General features: G+C 66.5%; 16 protein-coding genes. 11 read left to right on the top strand and 5 right to left on the bottom strand.

The genetic code is table 11. The features are described 5' to 3' along the window. The 3 genes from EX20_RS07975 to phaR form a co-directional block, all read left to right on the top strand. The coding region (locus EX20_RS07975; protein WP_034193172.1) for an acetyl-CoA C-acyltransferase at positions 1 to 659 on the top strand (659 nt) is incomplete at its 5' end. Positions 660 to 779: 120 nt separating this feature from the next. Continuing rightward, the gene (locus EX20_RS07970) at positions 780 to 1,520 is read left to right on the top strand and encodes a 3-ketoacyl-ACP reductase (RefSeq protein ID WP_011884946.1); all 741 of its coding nucleotides are present in this window, start codon (positions 780 to 782) and stop codon (positions 1,518 to 1,520) included. A gap of 118 nt (positions 1,521 to 1,638) precedes the next feature. Next, entirely contained in the window at positions 1,639 to 2,205 is a 567-nt protein-coding gene (phaR, locus tag EX20_RS07965) for a polyhydroxyalkanoate synthesis repressor PhaR (RefSeq protein ID WP_011884945.1), read from the top strand. 82 nt (positions 2,206 to 2,287) lie between these two features. On the opposite strand, the gene EX20_RS07960 is transcribed toward phaR, so the two are convergent. After that, on the bottom strand, positions 2,288 to 2,542 hold the full coding sequence (locus EX20_RS07960) for a hypothetical protein (RefSeq protein WP_034193171.1): 255 nt from the start codon (positions 2,540 to 2,542) through the stop codon (positions 2,288 to 2,290). A gap of 226 nt (positions 2,543 to 2,768) precedes the next feature. On the opposite strand from EX20_RS07960, the gene rimO reads away from it, so the two are divergent. The 4 genes from rimO to EX20_RS07940 all read left to right on the top strand — a co-directional run bounded on the left by rimO (position 2,769) and on the right by EX20_RS07940 (position 6,958). Then, complete coding sequence (gene rimO, locus EX20_RS07955; RefSeq protein WP_011884943.1) at positions 2,769 to 4,130, top strand: 30S ribosomal protein S12 methylthiotransferase RimO; 1,362 nt, start codon at positions 2,769 to 2,771, stop codon at positions 4,128 to 4,130. Between the two features lie 3 nt (positions 4,131 to 4,133). Further along, positions 4,134 to 5,060, top strand: coding sequence for a sugar kinase (locus EX20_RS07950; protein WP_011884942.1), 927 nt, complete (start codon positions 4,134 to 4,136; stop codon positions 5,058 to 5,060). Positions 5,061 to 5,148: 88 nt separating this feature from the next. Next, the gene (locus EX20_RS07945) at positions 5,149 to 5,664 is read left to right on the top strand and encodes a hypothetical protein (protein ID WP_232356153.1); all 516 of its coding nucleotides are present in this window, start codon (positions 5,149 to 5,151) and stop codon (positions 5,662 to 5,664) included. Positions 5,665 to 5,773: 109 nt separating this feature from the next. Then, complete coding sequence (locus EX20_RS07940) at positions 5,774 to 6,958, top strand: cystathionine beta-lyase (protein WP_034193170.1); 1,185 nt, start codon at positions 5,774 to 5,776, stop codon at positions 6,956 to 6,958. A gap of 84 nt (positions 6,959 to 7,042) precedes the next feature. Here EX20_RS07940 and serB read toward each other — a convergent pair whose 3' ends face one another. Then, a complete protein-coding gene (serB, locus tag EX20_RS07935; RefSeq protein ID WP_014723085.1) occupies positions 7,043 to 7,888 on the bottom strand; it encodes a phosphoserine phosphatase SerB in 846 nt (281 codons plus the stop codon). A gap of 157 nt (positions 7,889 to 8,045) precedes the next feature. Further along, the gene (locus tag EX20_RS07930; protein ID WP_034193169.1) at positions 8,046 to 8,987 is read right to left on the bottom strand and encodes a LysR family transcriptional regulator; all 942 of its coding nucleotides are present in this window, start codon (positions 8,985 to 8,987) and stop codon (positions 8,046 to 8,048) included. A 123-nt stretch (positions 8,988 to 9,110) separates the two neighbouring features. Here EX20_RS07930 and EX20_RS07925 point away from each other — a divergent pair, with 123 nt between their 5' ends. Next, a complete protein-coding gene (locus tag EX20_RS07925; RefSeq protein ID WP_034193202.1) occupies positions 9,111 to 10,127 on the top strand; it encodes a zinc-binding alcohol dehydrogenase family protein in 1,017 nt (338 codons plus the stop codon). 168 nt (positions 10,128 to 10,295) lie between these two features. Continuing rightward, the gene (locus tag EX20_RS07920; protein WP_014723082.1) at positions 10,296 to 10,847 is read left to right on the top strand and encodes a DUF6013 family protein; all 552 of its coding nucleotides are present in this window, start codon (positions 10,296 to 10,298) and stop codon (positions 10,845 to 10,847) included. Between the two features lie 183 nt (positions 10,848 to 11,030). Here EX20_RS07920 and EX20_RS07915 read toward each other — a convergent pair whose 3' ends face one another. Continuing rightward, on the bottom strand, positions 11,031 to 11,834 hold the full coding sequence (locus EX20_RS07915) for an ABC transporter permease (RefSeq protein ID WP_011884935.1): 804 nt from the start codon (positions 11,832 to 11,834) through the stop codon (positions 11,031 to 11,033). After that, complete coding sequence (locus EX20_RS07910; RefSeq protein WP_034193168.1) at positions 11,831 to 12,532, bottom strand: ABC transporter ATP-binding protein; 702 nt, start codon at positions 12,530 to 12,532, stop codon at positions 11,831 to 11,833. The genes EX20_RS07915 and EX20_RS07910 overlap by 4 nt, the downstream gene beginning before the upstream one ends. A 152-nt stretch (positions 12,533 to 12,684) precedes the next feature. Here EX20_RS07910 and EX20_RS07905 point away from each other — a divergent pair, with 152 nt between their 5' ends. Continuing rightward, positions 12,685 to 14,937: an AsmA family protein gene (locus EX20_RS07905; RefSeq protein ID WP_034193167.1), complete on the top strand. Its 2,253-nt coding sequence runs from the start codon at positions 12,685 to 12,687 to the stop codon at positions 14,935 to 14,937. A 128-nt stretch (positions 14,938 to 15,065) separates the two neighbouring features. Beyond that, positions 15,066 to 16,658, top strand: coding sequence for an ABC-F family ATPase (locus tag EX20_RS07900; protein WP_014723081.1), 1,593 nt, complete (start codon positions 15,066 to 15,068; stop codon positions 16,656 to 16,658). Positions 16,659 to 17,494: the final 836 nt, after the last annotated feature.

The following is a 17,494-nucleotide window of genomic DNA, read 5'->3' as shown; positions in this document are numbered from 1 at the left end:
AGGACGCGTTCGCGGCGCTGTCGCAGAACAAGGCGGAAGCCGCGCAGAAGGCTGGCCGCTTCGCCGACGAAATCGTGCCGGTGTCGATTCCGCAGCGCAAGGGCGAGCCGCTGCAGTTCGCGACCGACGAGTTCGTGCGTCACGGCGTGACGGCGGAATCGTTGGCGGGGCTGAAGCCGGCGTTCGCGAAGGACGGCTCGGTGACGGCGGCGAACGCGTCGGGGCTGAACGACGGCGCGGCGGCGGTGCTGGTGATGTCGGCGCGGAAGGCGCAGTCGCTGGGGCTCACGCCGCTGGCGCGCATCAAGGCGTACGCGAACGCGGGCGTGGATCCGAGCGTGATGGGCATGGGCCCGGTGCCGGCGTCGCGGCGCTGCCTGGAGCGCGCGGGTTGGACGCCGGGCGATCTGGACCTGATGGAGATTAACGAGGCGTTCGCGGCGCAGGCGCTGGCGGTGCACAAGCAGATGGGCTGGGACACGTCGAAGGTGAACGTGAACGGCGGCGCGATCGCGATCGGTCACCCGATCGGCGCATCGGGCTGCCGGATTCTGGTGACGCTGCTGCACGAGATGGTCAAGCGCGATGCGAAGCGCGGGCTGGCGTCGCTGTGCATCGGCGGCGGGATGGGCGTGGCGCTCGCGGTGGAGCGCGCGTAAGCGGTCGTCCGTAATCGGCCGAACCGATCCGGGCGCCGGCCGAAGCCGCAATCGGCCGGCGTCACGTGAAAGTCAGAGGGGCCTTCTGCAGCTCTCGAATCTAAAAATGGAGAGAGATTTATGTCTCAGCGAATTGCGTACGTAACAGGCGGCATGGGCGGCATCGGCACCAGTATTTGCCAGCGTCTGTCGAAAGACGGCTTCAAGGTGGTTGCGGGTTGCGGCCCGAACTCGCCGCGCCGGGTGAAATGGCTCGAGGAACAGAAGGCACTCGGCTACGATTTCATCGCGTCTGAAGGTAACGTCGGCGACTGGGACTCGACCAAGGCAGCGTTCGACAAGGTCAAGGCCGAAGTCGGCGAGGTCGACGTGCTGGTCAACAACGCGGGCATCACGCGCGACGTCGTGTTCCGCAAGATGACGCACGAAGACTGGACGGCCGTGATCGACACCAATCTGACGAGCCTGTTCAACGTGACGAAACAGGTGATCGACGGGATGGTCGAGCGCGGCTGGGGCCGCATCGTCAACATCTCGTCGGTGAACGGCCAGAAGGGGCAATTCGGCCAGACCAACTATTCGACCGCGAAGGCCGGCATTCACGGCTTCACGATGGCGCTCGCACAGGAAGTTGCAACGAAGGGCGTGACGGTCAATACCGTGTCGCCCGGCTACATTGGCACCGACATGGTCAAGGCGATCCGTCCGGACGTACTGGAGAAGATCGTCGCGACGATTCCGGTGCGCCGTCTCGGCGCGCCGGAGGAAATCGGCTCGATCGTCGCGTGGCTCGCGTCGAACGACTCCGGTTTCGCGACCGGCGCCGACTTCTCGCTGAACGGCGGCCTGCACATGGGCTGAACGGGCCGGCTGCGCGGGCCGGATGGCCGCGCAGCCGGGCCCTTCCGAAGGCCCCCGCCACCCGGCTTCGGGCGGCGGGGATTCGTCACTTGCGCTACGCTGCACTCAAAGGCGTTACATGACTACTACAAAGAAGACGGCCGAGCGGCTCATCAAGAAGTACCCGAACCGCCGGCTCTACGATACCGAGACGAGCACGTACATCACGCTGACCGACGTCAAGCAGCTCGTGCTGGAACAGGAGGACTTCAAGGTCGTCGATGCGAAATCCAACGAAGACCTGACGCGCAGCATCCTGCTGCAGATCATCCTCGAAGAGGAGAGCGGCGGCGTGCCGATGTTCTCGTCGTCGATGCTGTCGCAGATCATCCGTTTCTACGGTCACGCGATGCAGGGAATGATGGGCACCTACCTGGAAAAGAACATCCAGGCCTTCATCGACATCCAGCACAAGCTCGCGGATCAATCGAAGAACCTCTACGAAGGCAACGCGATGAATCCGGAGGTCTGGTCGCAGTTCATGAACATGCAGGCGCCGATGATGCAGGGGATGATGACGAGCTACATCGAGCAGTCGAAGAACATGTTCGTGCAGATGCAGGAGCAGATGCAGAACCAGGCGAAGTCGATGTTCAGCACGTTCCCGTTCAAGCAGCCGGGCGCGCCGGAGCCGGAAAAGAAGTAAGGCCGTCGCCTGCGCGGCGGCGTGCAACGTTCAGCGTGCAGCGGCGGGTCGGCGCAAGGCCGGCACGCCGTGCCGGTTTTGCTCACAGGGCGATATCGAGGTCCTGATCGTCGTCCGACGGCGGCAGATCGAGCACGAGTTTCACCGCGCTGTAGTTCGCCTTCAGCGAAAACACGCGGCCGATCACGAGAAACGTCTGCCGCGAATTCTCCAGCTCGACGAAGTCGCCGGGTTGCGGCACCTGTGCGCCCTGATCGTACGAAAAGCTCGTGCTGGTCTGTTCACCGATGGTTTCGGCGGCGTGCTCGGTGAATTCGATCGTGATGTGCGTGGTCATGCGGATTCCGTTGGGAAAGTAAAAAAGCGGACGCTGCGATTTTCGCATGAGGGCGGGGCGGCGGAGCGCTTCGGTGTGGGCGGGAACGCGAGCCTCGGCGGCGTGTCGCATTTGCGGGGCACGCATTTTGGGGCCACTGCGGGCGGTGCGCTGCCGCCGGTTTTGTCTCGCTCACCTCTAAATCGCTGTAAACTCTCGCTTTTGCCGCCACGCCCCCACATTCCAGATGTCCCAGTCCCCCAAAGTAGGCTTCGTGTCGCTCGGTTGTCCGAAAGCCCTCGTCGACTCCGAGCAAATCATCACGCAGCTGCGCGCCGAAGGTTATGAAATCTCCGGCACCTACGACGGCGCCGATCTCGTCGTCGTCAACACCTGCGGTTTCATCGACGAAGCCGTGCAGGAAAGCCTCGACGCGATCGGCGAGGCGCTGACCGAGAACGGCAAGGTGATCGTCACCGGCTGCCTCGGCGCGAAGTCGAGCGCGAGCGGCTCCAACCTGATCGAGGAAGTCCATCCGAAGGTGCTCGCCGTCACCGGCCCGCACGCGGTCGGCGAAGTGATGCAGGCCGTGCATTCGCACCTGCCGAAGCCGCACGACCCGTTCGTCGATCTCGTGCCGGCCGCCGGCATCAAGCTCACGCCGCGCCATTACGCGTATCTGAAGATCTCGGAAGGCTGCAACCACCGCTGCACGTTCTGCATCATCCCGTCGATGCGCGGCGATCTCGTGTCGCGTCCGGTCGCCGAAGTGATGCTCGAAGCCGAGAACCTGTTCAAGTCGGGCGTGAAGGAATTGCTCGTGATCTCGCAGGATACGAGCGCATACGGCGTCGACGTGAAGTACCGCACGGGCTTCTGGAACGGCAAGCCGATCAAGACGCGCATGACCGACCTCGTCGCCGCGCTCGGCGAACTCGCCGCCCAGTACGGCGCGTGGGTGCGCCTGCACTACGTGTATCCGTATCCGAGCGTCGACGAAGTGATTCCGCTGATGGCCGAAGGCCCGTTCAAGGGCCACGTGCTGCCGTATCTCGACGTGCCGTTCCAGCATGCGCATCCGGACGTGCTCAAGCGCATGAAGCGCCCGGCCAACGCCGAGAAGGTGCTCGAGCGCGTGCAGAAGTGGCGCGAGATCTGTCCGGACCTGACCATCCGCAGCACGTTCATCGCCGGCTTCCCCGGCGAGACGGAAGCGCAGTTCGAAACGCTGCTCGACTTCATCCGTGAAGCGGAGCTCGACCGCGTCGGCTGCTTCGCGTATTCGCCGGTCGAGGGCGCAACCGCCAACGAGCTCGACGGCGCGCTGCCGGACGACGTGCGCGAGGAGCGCCGCGCGCGCTTCATGGAAGTGGCCGAGGAAGTGTCGGCGCGGCGCATGCAGCGCAAGGTCGGCAAGACGCTGAAGGTGCTGATCGACGAAGTCGGCAACGAGGGCGGCATCGGCCGCACGGCGGCGGATGCGCCGGAGATCGACGGCGTCGTCTACGTCGAGCCGGCGGCGAAGGCATCGAAGCGCTACAAGGTCGGCGATTTCGTGTCGGTGAAGATCACCGGCGCGGACGGCCACGATCTGTGGGGCGAGGTCTAGGCGATGAGCGCCGCGGTTCCGGAGATACTCGCGCTCGGCGAAGCGATGATCGAATTCAATCAGTCGCAGCCGGGCCGTCCGGAATTCCTGCAGGGTTTCGGCGGCGACACGTCGAACTTCTGCATCGCCGCGGCGCGCCAGGGCGCGTCGACCGGCTTCGTGTCGGCGATCGGCGACGATCCGTTCGGCCGCCTGCTGGCCGGGATGTGGGCAGACGAGCACGTCGACACGCGCTACGTGCGCGTCGACCGCAGCGCGCCCACCGGCGTCTACTTCGTCACGCATGGGCCTGACGGCCATCAGTTCGACTACCTGCGCGCGGGCTCCGCGGCGAGCCGCTATACGGCGGCCGACCTGCCGCTCGATGCGCTGGCCGCCGCGAAGGCCGTGCACCTGTCGGGCATCAGCGTGGCGATCAGCACGGCCGCATGCGATGCGGCGTTCGCGGCGATCGTCCACGCGCGCAGCAACGGCGCGCTGATCAGCTTCGACACGAACCTGCGCCTGAAGCTGTGGCCGCTGGCGCGCGCCCGCGCGGTGATCCGCGAAGCGCTGTGCCACACCGACATCTGCCTGCCGAGCTGGGACGACGTCGCCGCGCTCACCGGCGCGAACGATCGCGACGCGATCGTCGACGCGATGCTCGAACTCGGGCCGCAGATCGTCGCGCTGAAGCTCGGCCGCGAAGGCGCGTATGTGGCGACGCCGAGCGAACGGCGTGTGGTGCCGGGCTTCGCGGTCGAGGCCGTCGATGCGACGGGCGCCGGCGATTGCTTCGGCGGTGCGTTCGTCGCGCGGATCGTCGCGGGCGACGATCCGTTCGCCGCCGCGCGTTATGCGAACGCAGCGGCGGCGCTGTCGACCACCGGCTACGGCGCGGTCGCGCCGATTCCGCATCGCGACGCGGTCGAACGCTTGCTGCGGGGCTGACGTCGATGGCCGGGATACGGCCGCGATTTTCGAGCGAATTTGAAGAAGGGAGCAACACAACGTGCGGCAATACAAGCAGTGGCAACGGATGCTGGCGCTGGCCGGCGTGCTTGCGGCGAGCCTCGCGCTGCCGCGCGCGGTCGTCGCGCAGGCGGTCGCGCCCGGCATGCAGACGGACGAAGGGGCGCCCGCGCGGCCGCTGCGGCCCAATCCCGAATTCGCGCGCCTGCCGCGCTACGAAGGCATGCTCGGCGACCGCCCGATCGTCGCGCATCTCGGCCCGAAGACGGACGAGGAGGGCGTGCACGGCGAATACCAGTTCGTCGATACGGGTGAGGTGATCCTGCTCGCCGGCGATCGCGACGGCGACACGCTCGAAGTCGAGGAATCGAACGACGGCACCAACATCACCGGAGTATGGGTCGGCCGCTTCGATGCGACCGGCGACCTGAAGGCCGACCGGATGAACGCCGACGAATCGGACCCGCAACCGGTCGTGCTGCGCGCCGCGCCCGGCGCGCGCGCGGCGCTGCAGGTGCGCGACGGCCGCGTGCAGGAAATCGAGACCGTCGGCGGCGTCGTCAACCTGCGTACCGACGACTGAGCACCCGCTGGCTCGGCGCGCGCGGCGCGCATTGTATCGGGCCAAGCGCGGCGAATTTGACTACCCTAGCGACATCTTTCGCAACCGAGCCTCCTACCGGCCTGCCGACATGACTGCATCCAATCCGAAGCGCGCCCTCCAGACCCGTATCGTTCAACCCGACGATGTCATTCCGGACGGCTTCCGTTCGTTCGTGCCGCCGGTCGCGCGCGCGTCGACGGTCGTGTTCCCCGATCTCGCGACGATGCGCGCGCTCGTCTGGCACAACGACAACCAGTGGCGCTACGGGCTGCACGCGACGCCGACCTCGCTCGCGCTCGCGCAGCGGCTCGCCGAGATCGAAGGCGGCACGCACGCGCTGCTGCAGCCGTCGGGCCTCGCGTCGATCACGAACGTCTATTTCGGCATCGTCAAGGCGGGCGACGACGTGCTGATCCCGCACAACGTCTACGGCCCGAACGCCGATCTGGGCAACTGGCTCGCGAAGGACTTCGGCATCAGCGCGCGCTTCTACGATCCGCTCGTCGGCGCGGGGATCGCCGATCTGATCCAGCCGAATACGCGGCTGATCTGGATCGAGGCGCCGGGCTCGGTGACGATGGAAGTGCCCGACGTGAGCGCGATCACGTCGGTGGCGCGCGCGCGCGGCATCGTCACCGCGATCGACAACACCTATTCGGCCGGGCTCGCGTTCAAGCCGTTCGAGCATGGCGTCGACATTTCCGTGCAGGCGCTGACCAAGTATCAATCGGGCGGCAGCGACGTGCTGATGGGCGCGACGATCACCGCGAACGCCGAGCTGCACGCGCAGCTGAAGCTCGCGCGGATGCGCTGCGGGATCGGCGTGTCGGTCGACGATTGTTCGCTCGTGCTGCGCAGCCTGCCGAGCCTGCAGGTGCGCTTCGACGCACACGGTAAGAGCGCGCTCGCGCTCGCGCAATGGCTGAAGACGCGCCCGGAGATCGCGACCGTCCTGCATCCGCAACTGCCCGATTGCCCGGGGCACGCGTCGTTCATGCGCGACTTCACCGGCGCCGGCGGGCTGTTCTCGGTGGTGTTCGACGAACGCTACGACAGCGCGCAGATCGATCGTTTCGTCGAAGCGCTCGAGCTGTTCGCGATCGGCTGGAGCTGGGGCGGCGCGTGCAGTCTTGCGATGCCTTACGACGTCGCGTCGATGCGCACGAACTGGCCGCATCGCGGCACGCTCGTGCGGTTCTACGTCGGCCTGGAGGACGAAGGCGATCTGCGCGCGGACATCGAGCGCGCGATGCAGACAACGCTCGGCAGCTGACGCAGCCGCAGCAACCGGCGCGGAAAACGAAACGCCGACGCGATCGAGTATCGCGCCGGCGTTTTCGTTTCTGCCGCGTGCCGCTCAGAACAGCCGCAGCAGCCCGTCCAGCCCGACGTGATCGAACGCGACGGTCGCCGCCTCGCGCACCACGGGCTTCGCATGGAACGCAACCGACAGCCCGGCCTCGGACATCATCTTGAGGTCGTTCGACCCGTCGCCCATCGCGATCGCGCGACCGGGCTCGAGGCCGAGCGACGCGCAGGTCTCGCGCAGCAAGCGCGCCTTCACGTCGGCGTTGACGATCTCGCCGAGCACCTTGCCGGTCAGCTTGCCGTCGACGATCTCGAGCGTGTTCGCATGCGCGTAGTCGAGGCCGAGGCGCGCCTTCAGGCGTTCGGTGAAGAACGTGAAGCCGCCCGACACGAGCAACGTTTTCAGGCCCGCGGCCTTCACGCCGGCGAGCATCGTCTCGGCGCCCGGCGACAGTTGCAGCCGTTCTTCGTACACGCGCTCGAGCGCATGCGCGTCGAGCCCGGCGAGCAGCGCGACGCGGCGCGTCAGGCTCTCGTTGAAGTCGCGGATCTCGCCGCGCATCGACGCTTCGGTGATCTCCGCGACCTGCGTTTTCAGCCCGCAGAAGTCGGCGATCTCGTCGATGCATTCGATCGTGATCAGCGTCGAATCCATGTCCATCACGACGAGCCCGAAATCGCCGAGCGTGCGCCCGGCATCGACGAAGCCGAAGTCGAGCGCGTGCGTGCCGCAGTACGCGTCGATATCGAGCCGCTGCGCGGGATTCGCGTTTTCGATGCGCAGCGCGTGATCGTCGGTCTGCACGATGCGGGTGCCGCGCGACAGCGCGAGCAGCGGTTTGTGATGGGCGTCCGACAGCGGCGCGAGACTCTGGATGACGAGGTTGTGGGTCATGACGGAATGATTGAAAGCGAATGAAACGCGTGCGCGGCCGCCGCGCGGCCGCCTGCGACCGCGGCCCCGCCGGCGTGCGGGGCTGCTGCGTCGAGAACGCGCCATTGTATCCGGTTGGTATCCGCCCGGGCCGCGATCGGCTGGGGGCGCTATTCCACTATCTCCGTTCCGAGCGATCCCAGTACGGCGGGTCGCCAAAGTGTTCGGCCATGAATCCGATGAACGCGAGCGTCTTTAGCGGCACGTGCGCGCGGCTCGGATAGACGGCCCAGACGGCGACGTCGTCCGCGAACGGGTAGTCGTCCAGCACGGTGACGAGTGCGCCGCTCGCGAGCAGCGGGCCGACGTCCCAGGTCGACTTGATCGCGATGCCGAAGCCGTCGACGAGCGCTTCGCGGATCGCCTCGCCGTTGCTCGCGACCAGCCGCCCGCCGACACGCACGGTCAGCGGCCCTTGCGGCGTGACGAACGACCAGTCGCGCTGATCGCCGAGGATCACGCATTCGTGCTGCGCGAGCTCGGCCGGATGGCGCGGCGTGCCGCGCTCGGCCAGATACGCGGGCGAGCAGCACAGCACGCGCCGGTTCGCTGCGAGCCGGCGCGCGACCAGCGTCGAATCCTTCAGCGCGCCGAGCCGGATGGCGACGTCGTAGCCGTCGTCGACGAGGTCGACGATCTCGTCGGACAGCCGCAGGTCGAGCGACACGGACGGATAGCGGCGCAGGAACGCCGGAATCACCGGCGCCACGTGCTGACGGCCGAACGACGACGACATCGACACCTTCAGCCGCCCATACGGCTCGCTGCGCCCGTGGCCGACGCAGGCGCGCGCGGCGTCGGCGGCCGACAGCAGCGCGTCGGCGCGGGCCATGAACACCTCGCCGTCCTGCGTGAGGCTGATGCGGCGGGTCGTGCGGTGCAGCAGCCGTGCGCCGAGCTGGCGCTCCAGCTGCGCGATGCGCGCGCTTGCCACTGCCGCCGACACGCCGAATTCGCGCCCGGCGGCGCTCACGTTCGCGAGCAGCGCGGCACGCACGAACAGGCCGACGTCGAGCAGATCGAGCGGCTTGTCGGGCGCCGGGACCGGATCGGATGACATTGTTCGGATATTCCTGAAAATGTTTAAGGAAATATAGCGGTTTTCTCGAAGGATAGCGGGGTCTACGATCGTGGTCATGGGGCTGCGCCGCGGCCCGCCTGATTTCCGTGGAGGATGTTCGAGATGAAAGCCGTTGGACTGACCCGTTACCTGCCGATCGACGATCCGCAGGCCCTCGTCGACGTCGAATTGCCGCAACCGGTGCCCGGTCCGCGCGACCTCCTCGTGAAGGTCGAGGCGATTTCGGTGAACCCGGTCGACACCAAGGTGCGCGCGCCGAAACCGCAGGTCGAGGAAGCGCCGCGCGTGCTCGGCTGGGATGCGGCCGGCACCGTCGTCGCGGTGGGCGCCGACGTCACGCTGTTCCGGCCCGGCGACGCCGTGTTCTATGCGGGCAGCATCACGCGCCCCGGCGCGAACAGCGAATTCCATGCGGTCGACGAGCGGATCGCCGCGCGCAAGCCGGAGTCGCTCGATTTCGCGGCGGCCGCCGCGTTGCCGCTCACCGCGCTGACTGCCTGGGAGGCGCTGTTCGACCGGCTGCGCGTGTCGCCGCAGCGAGCGGACGCCGGCAAGTCGGTGCTGATCATCGGCGGCGCGGGCGGGGTCGGCTCGATCGCGATCCAACTGGCGAAGACGCTCGGCGGGCTGCACGTGATCGCGACCGCGTCGCGGCCGGCGTCGGCGGAATGGGTCCGCTCGCTCGGCGCGGACGACGTGGTCGACCATTTCGGCGACCTGCCGGCACAACTGCGCGAGATCGGCCGTCCGAACGTCGACTACGTGCTGATCTTCAACGACACCGACCGTCATTTCCCGGCCGCGGCCGAAGTCATCCGGCCGCAGGGCGGCATATGCACGATCGTCGAAAACGCGAAGCCCATTCCGGTCGAGCTGCTGAAGGCGAAGAGCGCCGCGTTTCACTGGGAGTTCATGTTCACACGCGCGATGTTCGAGACGCCGGACATGATCGAGCAGCACAAGATCCTCAGCGAGGTCGCGCGGCTCGTCGACGGCGGCACGCTGCGCACGACGCTCGGCGAACAGCTCGGCACGATCAACGCCGCGAACCTGCGGCATGCGCACCGGATGCTCGAGGGCGGCCGCGCGATCGGCAAGCTGGTGCTCAGCGGCTTCTGAGCGAGCCGCGCGCGTAAGCGCGTAAGGCAAGCGGCGTCGCGAGCGCAAGCGGGGTAACACCCGATGCGTTCGCGCCGCATCGCGTGCCGCTTGGCGGTAGACTGGCAGCGCATCATGCATCGAAAACCGCGCGGCATATGCGTGCCGCCGCAAGACAAGGAGGTCAGCATGAGCCAACGCAGCTGGTCGGCCGCCGCATCGTGGTCGGCCGTGTTCGCCGTGGCGTGCGTCAGCGCGAGCGTATTCGCGGCGCCGCCGGTGAAGGGCAGCCTGACGGGCGGCGGGACGGGGCAGCTCGAATATACGGTCAAGGTCGACTCGAAGACCTTCGGCAACACGCAGGAGACCCGCAAGATCCGTTCGGGCGAAACCGACGACTTCAACTGGAAGTCGGTGCCGCCGGGCGGCGCGATCGCGATGCCGAACGGCTGCCCCAACGCCGACAACCTGCCGCGCGACGCCAACGGCGCGATGGTGCGTCAGACCCAGGTGCGGCTCGCGCCGTCGGTCGACGCGAAGGGCATCGCGAACGTTCAGCTGAGCTTCCAGGCGGCCGCGCCGAAGGGCACGCGCAATGTCAGCGCAGGCGGCAAGTCGCTGCAGTGCCCGGACGTCGTGTCGGTGAGCCAGGTCAAGTGGGTGTCGATTCCGACCAACGGCGGCTCGAAGTCCGTCACGATGAGCGACGGCACCAAGGTCACCGTATCGATCAAGCACTGAGGCCGGCCGCCGACCGGTGCGTGCGCAACCATCGCGGTTGCGCGCCGGCCGGATGGCCGCTCGCCCGCCGCACTGCATGACGTCATATGGCCGTCACGCAGCTGCGGCGCGGCGGTTCTTCTTCCCAGACGTCATTCCAACCCGATCATGCATGCGCGCGCGGCGGCCTTGCCGCGCCACGCGTCACGACTTGCGTTCCTCGAGCCGCGACGCAATGAAGCGATGGTCGGGCGAGAACAACCGGCGATACGTCAGCAACACGGCGCCGACGGTGCCGAGCGCGGATGCGGCCGCGATCAGGAACATGATGACGATCTGGTAGCGCACGGCCTGCAGCGGCGACTGCCCGGCGAGCACCTGACCGGTCATCATCCCCGGCAGGCTCACGACGCCGACCACCGCCATCTGGTTCAGCGTCGGCACCATGCCGGCGCGCACGGCCTGGCGCGCGGCGTCCTGCGCGGCTTCCCAGCGCGTCGCGCCGAGCGCGAGCGCGGTCTCGACGCGATCGCGCCTGGCGGTCAGCTCCTCCATCATCCGCTCGACGCCGAGCGACACGCCGGTCAGCGTATTGCCGAGAATCATCCCGAGGATCGGGATCGCATATTGCGGCGTGTACCACGGATGGATGCGGATCACGACGAACAACCCGATCGCCGCGACGATCCAGCTGCTGAACCAGATCGACGCGATGCTGTCGACGCGCTGGCCGCGGTAGGCGTGCTTGCCGCGCCCGGCGCCCGCAAAGCCGGCGATCAGCGTCATCAGCGCGGTGAGCGGCAACACGACGCTCCAGTGCGGATGACCGAACACCCAGCCCAGCACGTAGCCGATGGCGAGCAACTGCACGACGGTGCGCACGGCCGCGAGCGCGAGCCGGCGGCCCAGGCCGAGCGACAGCGCCGCCGAGATCGCGCCGTTGATCGCGACGAGCCCGGCCGCGATGCCGACGTCGACGAGGCTCAGGTCCTGCAGCGTCGGGCTCATTGCGCACACTCCGTCGGGTTGGCCGCGTGCAGCACGCCGGCCTGCATCACGAGCTGGATCGTGCCAATGCGCGTGGCCTGCGCGGGATCGTGCGAGATCCACAGGTATGCGCGCGCATCGGGCGCCGCATCGAACCACGCGGCGACGAGCGCTTCGATCGCGCGCGCGGACGCCGGGTCGAGCGCCGAAGTCGGCTCGTCGAGCAGCAGCACGTCGGGCTCGAGTTGCAGCACGCGCAGCAGCGCGACGATCTGCGCTTCGCCGCCCGACAGCTCGCTCGCACGCTTGTCGAGAAAATCCGCGCCGCGGCCGGCGCGCGCGGCGAGCGCTTCGGCGCGCGCGCGGTCGTACGCCGCGTCGCGATAGACCGCGAGCGCGTACGGATAGCGCAGCTGCGCATCGACCGTGCCGTCCATCTGCGCCGCGCGTTGACGCACATAAGCGACGCTGCGCCGGTAGCGCGGAATTGCGCCGCGCTTGATGCGCGCGCCGCGCCAGAGGAGCTGGCCGCCATCGAGCGGATCGAGCAGCGCGAGGGCGCGCAACAGCACGCTCTTGCCGGAGCCCGAAGGCCCCGTGATAGCAATTCGCGATCCTGCGGCGACGCTGAGGTCGGTCGGCGCCAGCAGCGTCTTGCCGTTGGTCGCGTCGCGGCGCGTGATCTGCTGCGCGTCGATGAGAGCGGTCGGGGCGGTCATGTCGAAAATGAAAAAAAGCGTTAATGGCGCCGAAGCGTGGCGCGAGCGTGCGCCATAATACCGATTGAAAAGCCGCCGGTGTCGTGCTCTGTGCGCTCGCGCAAGTGGCCCGACATGGCGCGCCAACTCTGCAGAACAACGACGGAACCGCCATGACGCTTGCCCGCACCATCGGCAAATCGGCTGCATGGATCGTCGGTATCGTCGCGGTGATCATCGCGGCGGCCGGCATCTTCATCTTCACGTTCGACTGGAACCGCGCGAAGCCGTGGGTCAACGAACACGTGAGCGCGGCGCTCGGCCGCCCGTTCGCGATCAACGGCGATCTGAAGCTCGGCTGGCGCCGCCCGATCGGCGAAACCGGCTGGCGTGCGTGGGTGCCGTGGCCGAGCCTGTCGGCGACGCAGCTGGAGATCGGCAATCCCGACTGGGCGCAAGGCCAGAAGTTCGTCACGCTCGACGCGGCGCATTTCGATCTCGCGATTCTGCCGTTGTTCGCGCATCAGATCGTCATCCCGTCGATCGACGTGGTCAATCCCGCGGTGGACCTCGAGCGGCTCGCCGACGGCCGCAACACGTGGACCTTCCAATTCAAGCAGTCGGGGCAACCGTCGAAGTGGCAGGTGCGGCTCAAGAGCTTTGCGTTCGCCAAAGGCACGATCGTCTATCGCGACGCGATCACGAAAGCCGATCTGACGATCGCGGTCGATACGCTCGGCAAGCCGATACCGCTCGGCGACGTGCTCAAGCAGCAGGAACAGACGTCGCGCGCCGCGTCCGCGCAGCGCGTCGGCAAGCGCGGCGCCGCGCAGCTCAGCGCGAAGGCCAATGCCGATGCAGCGTCGGGGGCGAGCGGAGCGGCGGCTGCTTCGGGGGCTTCGGCTTCGTCTGCGTCAGCGGTCGTGCAGGCGTCCGCTGCGTCTAGTGCGCGTGCTGCCTCGGGCGCCACTGCGTCCGCGCAGTCGTCCGGTCCGACCTATGCGTTCGGGCTCAAGGTCGATGGCCGCTACAAGAACGCGCCGGTCAGCGGCACCGGCAAGGTCGGCGGCGTGCTCGCGGTCGAGAACGCGACGCAGCCGTTTCCGCTGCAAGCCGACGTGAAGGCCGGCGACACGCGGCTCGCAATCGTCGGCACGCTGACGGACCCGATGCATCTCGCGGCGATCGATCTGCGCCTGTGGCTGCAGGGCACGTCGATGTCGCATCTCTATCAGCTCACCGGCATCACGCTGCCCGACACGCCGCCGTACGCGACCGAAGGCCGTCTGATCGGCAACTTCAAGCAACATGCGAGCACGTTCCGCTACGAGAACTTCAACGGCCGCGTCGGCGGCAGCGATCTCGGCGGCACGCTCGTGTGGGCGCAGCGCGAGCCGCGGCCGAAATTGTCCGGCGAGCTCGTGTCGAACCTGCTGCAGTTTTCCGACCTCGCGCCGGTCATCGGCGCCGACACCGCCGCGAGCAAGGCCAAGCGCGGCGACACGACGCGCCAGCCGGCCGACCGTGTGCTGCCGGTCGCGACCTTCCGCACCGAGCGCTGGAGCGCGATCGACGCCGATGTGAAGTTCACCGGCCGCAAGCTGATCAAGAGCCCGCAGTTGCCGATCACCGATCTGTACACGCACATCCTGCTGCAGGACGGCGTGCTGTCGCTCGAGCCGTTGCAGTTCGGCGTCGCAGGCGGCACGCTCGCGACCGATGCGCGGCTGGACGGCAGCCGCACGCCGCTCAAGGGCCGCTTCACGCTGGCCGCGCGGCACCTGAAGCTCAAGCAGCTGTTCCCGACGCAGAAAGTGATGCAGACCGCGCTCGGCGAGATCAACGGCGACGCGTCGCTGTCGGCGACCGGCAATTCGCCGGCCGCGCTCGCCGCGACGTCGACCGGCGAAGTGAAGGCGCTCGTCACCGACGGCCGCATCAGCCGCCTGCTGATGGAGGCGGCGGGGCTGAACGTCGCGAACGTCGTCTACGAGAAGCTGTTCGGCAATCGCGACGTCAACATCAATTGCGCGGCGATCGATTTCGTCGCGAAGGACGGCATGCTCGACCCGAAGGTGTTCGCACTCGACACCGACGACGCGCTCATCAACGTCGACGGCCCGATCAATCTGCGCGACGAGTCGATCGACCTGAAGATCCATCCGCATACGAAGGGCTTCCGGGTGTTCTCGCTGCGCTCGCCGCTGTATGCGAAGGGCACGTTCAAGAACCCGAAGGTCGGCGTCGACGCCGGCGCGCTCGCGCTGCGGGCCGGCGCGATGGTCGGGCTCGGGCTGATCAACCCGTTCGCGGCGCTGATTCCGCTGATCGCGCCGAGCAACAACCGCGACGTGCCGTGCTCGGAGCTGTTCGGGCAGATGAACGCGAAGACGGCGCAGAAGCACGCGCAGAAGGCCGGCAAGTGACGCGACGGCCGGCCGGGCGCGCGGCGCAGCGCGCCGGCTGGCGGGGCCGGAACGGCGCGGTCGGCAGTTTCGCCGACACCTGCTAAAATACACGGTTTTCCGTCGATTTCTCTCTTACGGGACCTGCCGTGCTTTCTACTGCCAACATCACGATGCAATTCGGGCCGAAGCCCTTGTTCGAGAACATCTCGGTCAAATTCGGCGAGGGCAACCGCTATGGTCTGATCGGCGCGAACGGCTGCGGTAAGTCCACCTTCATGAAGATCCTCGGCGGCGACCTCGAGCCGAGCGGCGGCAACGTCGCGCTGGAGCCGAACGTGCGCCTGGGCAAGCTGCGCCAGGACCAGTTCGCGTACGAGGACGTGCGCGTGCTCGACGTGGTGATGATGGGCCACACCGAAATGTGGGCCGCGATGACCGAGCGCGACGCGATCTACGCGAACCCCGAGGCGACCGACGACGACTACATGCACGCGGCGGAGCTCGAGGGCAAGTTCGCCGAATACGGCGGCTACGACGCCGAGGCGCGCGCGGGCGCGCTGCTGCTGGGCATCGGCATCGAGGAGAAGTTCCACAACGGCACGATGGCCGACGTCGCGCCGGGCTGGAAGCTGCGCGTGCTGCTCGCGCAGGCGCTGTTCTCGAAGCCGGACGTGCTGCTGCTCGACGAACCGACCAACAACCTCGACATCAACTCGATCCGTTGGCTCGAGCACACGCTCAACGAGTACAACTCGACGATGATCATCATCTCGCACGATCGTCACTTTCTGAACTCGGTGTGCACGCACATGGCCGACATGGACTTCGGCACGCTGAAGGTCTGGCCGGGCAACTACGACGACTACATGCTCGCATCGGCGCAGGCGCGCGAGCGTCAGGCCGCGGCGAACGCGCGCGCGAAGGAGCGCGTGGCCGAGCTGCAGGACTTCGTGCGCCGCTTCTCGGCGAACAAGTCGAAGGCGCGTCAGGCGACCAGCCGCGCGAAGCAGATCGACAAGATCAAGATCGAGGAATTCAAGCCGTCGTCGCGTCAGAACCCGTTCATTCGTTTCGAGTTTGACAAGAAGCTGCACAACGTCGCGGTGGTGGCCGAGGAGATCACGAAGAAGTACGAGCGCACGATCTTCCAGAATTTCAATCTGTCCGTGCAGCCGGGCGAGCGCATCGCGATCATCGGCGAGAACGGCGCGGGCAAGACGACGCTGCTGCGCGCGCTGCTCGGCAATCTGCCGCTCGACCACGGGACCGTGAAGTGGGCCGAGAACGCGAACGTCGGCTACATGCCGCAGGACACCTACGAGGAGTTCCCGGACGACATCACGCTGATGGACTGGATCGATCAGTACCGCAAGGACGGCGACGACGAAACGATGGTGCGCGGTACGCTCGGCCGCCTGCTGTTCTCGGCGGACGACATCAAGAAGTCGGTGAAGGTGCTGTCGGGCGGCGAGAAGGGCCGCATGATCTGGGGCAAGCTGATGCTGGGCCGCCACAACGTGCTGCTGATGGACGAGCCGACCAACCACATGGACATGGAGTCGATCGAGTCGCTGCAGATCGCGCTCGAGCAGTTCGAAGGCACGCTGATCTTCGTGTCGCACGACCGCGAGTTCGTGAGCGGGCTGGCGAACCGGATCATCGAAGTGCGTACCGACGGCACGCTGTTCGACTTCGGCGGGAATTACGAGGAGTTCCTCGCGAGCCAGGGGCAGGAGTAAGTGTCCCAAGGCACCGGTCATGTGCCCCGGATTGTCCCGTTGGGACAGTCGACTTTCCGGTGACGCTTTCTTAGCGAGCGCATAGCAGAGCACGCAAGGCGTGCTTTGTGAACTCCGAAGCCCATATTGGCAGATTGCCGGTATGGGCTTTTTCACTTTGGGCGAAGTACCTACTCGTCGGACACCCGCCGTTGGCTTCACCGGAGCGCATGCAACGTGGTGCGCGCGGTAAGTCGCGCAAGTAGACAGTTGCCGGCGATTGCGGGCGTCGCGGCGGCTTCGGCGCGACGGATCGCGTCAGGTGTTGCGTAGCCGCAACGGCATGCAAAATTCTTTTGTCCAGCGACCAGCATTTCAGTTCGGAAGCTCGAGGATTCGTATTTTCTTGGCCGGATTTATACATTCTCAACAATCGGAATTTTGAAATTGTTGTCGCTTATCTCGAATTGAGCGCTGCTCGTCAGACCATTGGCGTCTGACCATTGTTGTTCGCTGTATTCGCCGTCAGCATCGCGCCTCAGACTGCGTGGTGCCCATCTTAATAAAATCACATCTTGTCTTTATTTGACATTTTTAAAGCGTTTTAAAAATTTAATTGGTGATGATTTTTTAACATATCCGGTGCTAGGGAAGAGGAAAATCGATGTTTCGCGCGTCATGTATTGATCATTTCTGACAGTGTGCGGTTGTCGCTTCTGCTAGGATCGCGCGGTGGATAAGAGAGGGAGTTGCGAGCGCTGGCTCGCAATCGCGACATGCATGAGAGGTATTGTCGTTCTGACTATCCGTTCCAAGCGCGTTCAAGATCAGACGGCAAATTGTGTCCGGTCCTATCG

The sequence above is a fragment of the Burkholderia sp. WP42 genome, assembly GCF_000745665.1.
Classification (GTDB): Bacteria; Pseudomonadota; Gammaproteobacteria; order Burkholderiales; family Burkholderiaceae; genus Burkholderia; species Burkholderia vietnamiensis.
This window is presented reverse-complemented; position numbering and strand designations above follow the sequence as displayed.